The sequence below is a fragment of the Saccharopolyspora sp. genome (assembly GCF_017434145.1).
GTDB lineage: Bacteria > Actinomycetota > Actinomycetes > Mycobacteriales > Pseudonocardiaceae > Saccharopolyspora_C > Saccharopolyspora_C galaxeae.
The window spans coordinates 1-5881 of record NZ_JAFRFW010000636.1; the positions used below are offsets into that span (position 1 = coordinate 1).

Consider the following 5881-nt stretch of genomic DNA (forward strand, 5'->3'; position numbering starts at 1 on the left):
CTCACCGAACTGCTGGAGCAAGCCGCCGGGTTGGAATCCTTGCGGGTGGGCCAGCGAGCCATGCCCGCCGACGGGCTCACCGTCGCCGGATTCCTCGGCGGCAGCGGACGGATCTACGCGATGGCCACCCACAGCGGCATCACGCTCGGGCCACTGCTCGGCAAGCTCGCGGCACGAGAGATCACCACCGGCGACCCAGCGGAGGCGCTGGCGCCGTTCCGGCCGGACCGCCTGATCGGTAGGTCCGGCCTACCGCCGCTGACACCGGCCCGCTTCGCCGGCCAGCAGTGAGCCCCGGTGAAACGTTCGGCGGTGAAGGCAAGCAGGGCGGTCACGCGGTCCGCTCCGGGTGCGGAACGCCTCGGAACCGCACCGCGCGGCCGACCTGCTCATGTCTTCGCGGAGGCTCCGAGGCGTTCTCCCAGCGCTAGCGCGCGGCGTCGTACTCCTCGTCGGTGACGTGCCTGCCCCAGGTGACGGGATTGCCGGACTCGTCGTTCTGCTGCATGGCGACGTGCACCATGAACCGGTTCGGGGCAGCGCCGTGCCAGTGGTTCTCCCCCGGCTCGAAGAACACGCGGTCGCCGGGATGCACCGTCTCGACCGGGCCGCCTTCGCGCTGGCACAGTCCCACGCCCTCGGTGACGAAGATCGTCTGGCCGTGCGGGTGGGTATGCCACGCGGTGCGCGCTCCCGGGGTGAAATGCACGTTGGCGGCGCCGAACGCGGAGCCGGCGGCCGGTGCGGCGACGGCGTCGATGTAGACATCGCCGGTGAACCAGTCCGCGGGCCCCTGCTGGGTGTCCATGCTGCTGCTTCGGGTGATCTGCACGAGGTGCTCGCTTTCGTTGTCTGCTGGTGCTCGCAGGGCATACCGGTTCCGGCCGGACGGGCTACGTGCTCTGGGCGCCGTCGACGACCAGTGCGTGACCCGAGCGGCCGCCGACCCGGGAACCGCTCGTACCGAGCCACGCCCGTCCGCCGGTTCCACGATGTCCGCTTTCCACCCAACCCCGCACGAGGCGAGCGTGGGAGGAACCGTTCAACGGGGTACTGCCAGCACCCCGCTGACCAGAACCTGACCGCGCCGACCCGCCAGGTTCCTTCGCCGCCGACCGTGCGCGCGTCCTAGTCCGCGCGGGTTCCGGCGGAATCGGGTCTCGCGATCAAGGTTTCGATCATGTGCGTGCGGGCCTTCTCGATTCCCGCGAGAACGACCGCGCGGATCTCGTCGGCGGAGTCGGTGCGAATGATGTCCACGAGCCGCTGGTGGTTGGTGGCGGTGTACGGGTGGCCGAGCGCGCCCTGCAGGTTCAGGAAGCGCTCGATCTCTTCGTGCAGCGCGTTGATGGTCTGCGTCATCAGGGGAATGCGCCCCAGTTCCGCGATGCGCACGTGGAACAGCCGGTTCGCTTCGTGCCGCGCGGCCGGTTCGTCCGCTGCGCGGACGGTCGAGTCGCTGAGCTCCTCGAGTGCGTCCAGCTCGGCTGCGGTCGATCGCTGGGACGCGAGCACGGCCGCCTCGGGCTCCAGGAGCGTGCGCATGTGGTAGGTGTCCTGCAGCTCGCCGATGTCGACGGACTTCACGAAGGTGCCGCGCCGGGGCACCACGACCACGAGCCCTTCGCGGCGCAGTGCGTTCATCGCCTCGCGGATCGGGGTGCGGCTCATCCCGTACTGCTCGGCGAGCGGGCCGTCCATGATGACCTCGCCGGGCCGGAGCCTGCACCGCAGGATGTCCCGTTTCAGCGACGCGTACGCGCGTTCGGACATCGAGGCTTGCCGACTCACACCTACCGCTCCTACTGACTCCCCGCCCGATCAACTCGGGTTGACGCACCTCGCGAGCCGACTCTAGCATCCGCCGTGAAATATCACGGTGTACATCACAGGGATCCACAACGCGGTGGTGCTCCCCCGGCCGGCGCTGTGGCGGTGGTTGCCCTGGCCGATCAGGGCTTGGAGAGATGATGCGAGTACCCGGCGATGTGCGATCCGGCGTCTGCACCAACCGCCTGTTCCGGGCGCTGAGCGCGCTGGAACGCGCGGGCAACAAGCTCCCGCACCCGTTCTGGCTGTTCGTCATCCTGTCCCTGGTGCTGGGCGCGGCGAGCGCAGCACTGTCCATGATGGACGTTCGGGTCACGCTGCCTTCGACCGGCGAGACCGCCGCGGTGCGCAACCTCTTCTCCGTGCACGGCGCGAAATTCGCCATCGAATCGGCGTTGACCAACTACGCGGAATTCCCGCCGCTGGCGACCATCGTCGTGGTGCTGCTCGGGGTGAGCGTCGCCGAACGCAGCGGGCTGCTCACCGCGCTGCTACAAGGCACCGTGCGCCGATTACCGGTGGGATGGCTGACCTTCGCGATCGCGCTGTGCTCGATGATCGCCCACGTGATGAGCGATTCGGCCTACCTGATCATGATCCCGCTGGGCGCGCTCGCCTTCCGGACCGCCGGACGCAGCCCGGTGCTCGGGCTGATGGTCGCGTACGCCGCTACCGCGGTCGGCTTCAACTCCAGCCCGCTGGTCACCCCGCAGGACGCGATCCGGTCCACGTTGTCGATGGCGGCGGCGCGGATCGTCGACCCGGGCTACACGATCACCCCGCTGGCGACCTACTACTTCACCGCGGTGTCCTCGATCGTGCTCTCGGCCGCGATCGCGCTGCTCGTCGACCGGGTGCTCGCGCACCGGCCCGAGTTCGGCGCGGACACCCTCGAACAGGACTTCCGCACCGCGGAGGGCTTGTTCAACAAGTCCACGGGCGCCGCACCCGAAGGCGAGGTGTCGGCGACGCAGCTGCGCGCGCTGCGCACGACCGGTGCCGTGTTCCTGGTCTGCGCCGCGGGAATCGCCGCGATGCTGCTTCCCGGTTCCCCGTTCCGCGGCGCGGGCGGAAGCATCGTCGAATCGCCGGTCGTCGAGAACGTCGCGGTGTTCATCTCGGTGATCTTCGGCCTGCTGGGGATCGTCTACGGCCGCATCACCCGCACCATCCCGTCCCTGGGCGAGGTTCCGGCCGCGATGGCCGAGGGCGTGCGGTCCCTCGTGCCGGTGCTCGTGCTCTTCTTCGCCGTCGCGCAGTTCCTCGCGTATTTCGAATGGACCAACATCGGGTCGGTGATCAGCGTCAACGGCGCCGAGTTGCTGCGGTCGCTGCAGGTCCCGCACCTCGCGCTGCTGCTGATCATCGTGCTGAGCATCAGCTGCCTGAACATCTTGATCACCAGCGGCTCGGCGATGTGGTCGATCCTGGCGCCGGTCGTGATCCCGATGACGATGTACCTGGGCATGCGGCCGGAGGCCGCCATGGCCGCCTTCATGATCGGCGACTCGGTGACGAACTGCGTCACGCCGCTCAACGGCTACTTCGTGCTCGCGCTCGGATTCGTCCAGCAATTCCGCAAAGGCGCGGGTGTCGGCACCTTGCTGTCGTTCACGACACCCATCGCCGTCGTCGTGCTCGTGGTGTGGGGCGGGTTCTTCGCGCTCTGGTACGGAGCGGGAATTCCGCTCGGTCCCGGAGTCGGCATCCGCTAGCTCGTCCGCAGGTGCACGGACCCGGGCGGGACGCGCCCGGGAAGCTCTCTCGAAAGGAACCAGTGTTGGGAACGATCGCAATCGTCGGGGCGGGCAACGTCGGCCAGGCGATCGCCGGGCACATGGCGGTGCTGGAGCACGACGTCCGGCTGTTCTCGCCGTGGGAGGCGGATTTCGACGCCGTCCGCGCCGCCGGCGGGATCGAGCTGACCGGCGAGCTCACCGGGCACGGGCTGCCCGGTCTGCTGACCACGAACCTCGCAGCAGCCGTGCGCGGCGCGGACGTCGTGGTGGTGGCGGTACCCGCCTTCGCGCAGGCGAGCCTCTCGGAACAGCTCGCCGAGCTGCTGGAGCCCGGCCAGGTCGTCCTGTTCCAGCCCAGCACCCTCGGCAGCAGCCTCGAGCTGACCCGGCACTTCGCCCGCAGCGAGCGGAAACCGTGCCTGATCGCCGAGACCGCGACCAGCCTCTACACGTGCCGGCTGCGCGGTCCGGCGCAGGTGTACGTCGGCGCCATCAAGCAGTCGGTGCACCTCGCGAGCATCCCCGGCGGATCGGTCGACGCGGCACGCGAGCGTCTCCGGCCCTACTTCGGTGACCGGTACGTCGGGGACGGCGACACGTTGTCGGTGGGACTGGCCAACTGCAACGCGATCTACCACGTCCCGCCGGCGGTGCTGAACATCAAGACGGTGGAGGACGCCGCGGGACTCGCCCAGCACACCCTGGTCACTCCGCGGGTCGCCGAGGTCATCCACGAGCTGGACCTGGAACGGCTCGCGCTGGCGCGAGAGCTCGGCGTGACCGCGGGCAGCTTCTGGGACTTCCTCGAGACCTCCTACGGGGTGACCGAGGGCAGCTATGTGGAGCGCATCGAGCAGGGATACGGACGGCAGGCCTTCCCCGAGCCGGACTCCCTCACGCACCGGTACTTCACCGAGGACATCCCGTTCGGACTGGTCATCTGGAATTCGCTGGCGCAGCAGATCGGCTTGTCGCTGCCGCTGACCGACTCGTTCGTCCGGCTCGGCAGCGTGCTGTGCGGTCGCGACTGGGTGGCCGAGGGGCGGACCGCGGATCTGCTGGGACTGCAAGGTGCCGATGTCGAGCGGATCAGGGACGCGTTCCGCAACGGCGACCAGCAGGCCCTCAGACGGTCAAGTTCGGCAGGTGCGGAGTGATCTCGTCGGCCGGAACCTCTTCGTAGCCGTCTTCGGTGATCAGCGCGAGGGTGGGGTAGATGGCTCGGACGGAGTCCGGGCCTCCGGTTGCGCTGTCGTCGTCGGCCGCGTCGAACAAGGCTTGCAGCGCCACCCGGACGACGCTCGCCCGGTCCATCTCCGGATCGTGCAGCTTCTTCAGCGCTCCCCTGGCGAAGAACCAGCCCGAACCGGCGCCGCCGTAGTACTTCTCCTCCGCCGGTGCGCCGGTGATGTCGAAGGTGTAGATCCGGGCCTGCTGCCGTATCCGGTCCCAGCCGGCGAACAACGGGGTGGCCACCAGGTTCAGCTCGAGCTGCGGCAGGTTCGCGCGGACCATGGCCGATACCCGGTTGACCTTGGCCGGGAAGCTGAGTTCGGCGTGTTCGATCTTCTCGAAGTGCTCCAGCTCCACCTGGAACAGCTGCACCATCTCCTTGCCCACTCCGACGGTGCCCGCGAAGGCGAGGCAGGACGCGTGATCGGCGGGTTCGAGCTTGCGGAGATCGCGCTGCGCGATGAGGTTGCCCATGGTGGCCCGGCGGTCACCGGCGACCAGCACACCGTCCCGGTAGCGCACCGCGAAGATGGTCGTGCCGTGCACCTGCTCGGCGCCGGGAGCCGCTTGCGGCAGCGCGTACGGCGCGCAGCCGCGCAGCAGTTCGGCGAACGAGGAGCTGCGATGTCCCCACACGGCTTCCACCGATCCCGGCACGGGCGACTGGGACGTCAAGTCATCGCTCCTTCCCATCGAACACGGCAAGATCACCGGTCGTAGCGTTCCAGATGCCGCACGCTCGCGCTAGCAGTCGTGGTCGTCGCGGGTCTCACCTGCGGATGAGCCCGCGCGCTTGCGCGGCGGCCAGGGCCGCGGTGCGGGATTCGACGCCGAGCTTGTCGTAGATGTGCACCAGGTGCGTCTTCACGGTGGCTTGGCTCAGGTACAGGCGGCGGCTGATCTCCGCATTCGACAAGCCGTCCGCGAGCAGCTGGAGCACGTCGAGTTCGCAGCGCGACAGCGACGTGCCGGGTCGCCGCATGCGGTGCACGAGCCGGTCGGCGACCGTCGGCGCGAGTGCCGAGCGGCCCGCCGCGGCGGCGCGCACGGCCGCGGTCAGCTCCTCCGGCGGGGCGTCC

The 5881-nt window shown here is 69.2% G+C and carries 6 protein-coding genes and 1 pseudogene; 3 read left to right on the top strand and 4 right to left on the bottom strand.

Going from position 1 to position 5881, the window contains the following annotated elements; all coding sequences use genetic code 11:
• A pseudogene (locus IJH84_RS17505) lies at positions 1-291 on the top strand (FAD-binding oxidoreductase); the annotation flags it as partial.
• Between the two features lie 136 nt (positions 292-427).
• On the opposite strand, the gene IJH84_RS17510 reads toward IJH84_RS17505, so the two are convergent.
• Together IJH84_RS17510 and IJH84_RS17515 are read right to left on the bottom strand one after the other, a co-directional pair.
• Complete coding sequence (locus IJH84_RS17510) at positions 428-832, bottom strand: cupin domain-containing protein (RefSeq protein ID WP_200072867.1); 405 nt, start codon at positions 830-832, stop codon at positions 428-430.
• 296 nt (positions 833-1128) lie between these two features.
• A complete protein-coding gene (locus IJH84_RS17515; protein WP_200072868.1) occupies positions 1129-1791 on the bottom strand; it encodes a GntR family transcriptional regulator in 663 nt (220 codons plus the stop codon).
• A 179-nt stretch (positions 1792-1970) separates the two neighbouring features.
• On the opposite strand from IJH84_RS17515, the gene IJH84_RS17520 reads away from it, so the two are divergent.
• Both IJH84_RS17520 and IJH84_RS17525 read left to right on the top strand, forming a co-directional pair.
• The gene (locus IJH84_RS17520) at positions 1971-3545 is read left to right on the top strand and encodes an AbgT family transporter (protein ID WP_295146343.1); all 1575 of its coding nucleotides are present in this window, start codon (positions 1971-1973) and stop codon (positions 3543-3545) included.
• A 65-nt stretch (positions 3546-3610) separates the two neighbouring features.
• Positions 3611-4726: an NAD/NADP octopine/nopaline dehydrogenase family protein gene (locus tag IJH84_RS17525; RefSeq protein WP_295146345.1), complete on the top strand. Its 1116-nt coding sequence runs from the start codon at positions 3611-3613 to the stop codon at positions 4724-4726.
• Here IJH84_RS17525 and prcB read toward each other — a convergent pair.
• Complete coding sequence (prcB, locus tag IJH84_RS17530) at positions 4695-5477, bottom strand: proteasome subunit beta (RefSeq protein WP_295146347.1); 783 nt, start codon at positions 5475-5477, stop codon at positions 4695-4697. The two genes, IJH84_RS17525 and prcB, sit on opposite strands and share 32 nt — an antisense overlap.
• 94 nt (positions 5478-5571) lie before the next feature.
• Positions 5572-5881: LuxR C-terminal-related transcriptional regulator (locus IJH84_RS17535; protein WP_295146351.1), on the bottom strand; the 310-nt coding region annotated here is incomplete at its 5' end.

Excerpts from the sequence above, each read along its gene's own strand:
- IJH84_RS17520 (WP_295146343.1), top strand. The coding sequence starts at position 1,971 with ATGCGAGTACCCGGCGATGTGCGATCCGGCGTCTGCACCAACCGCCTG.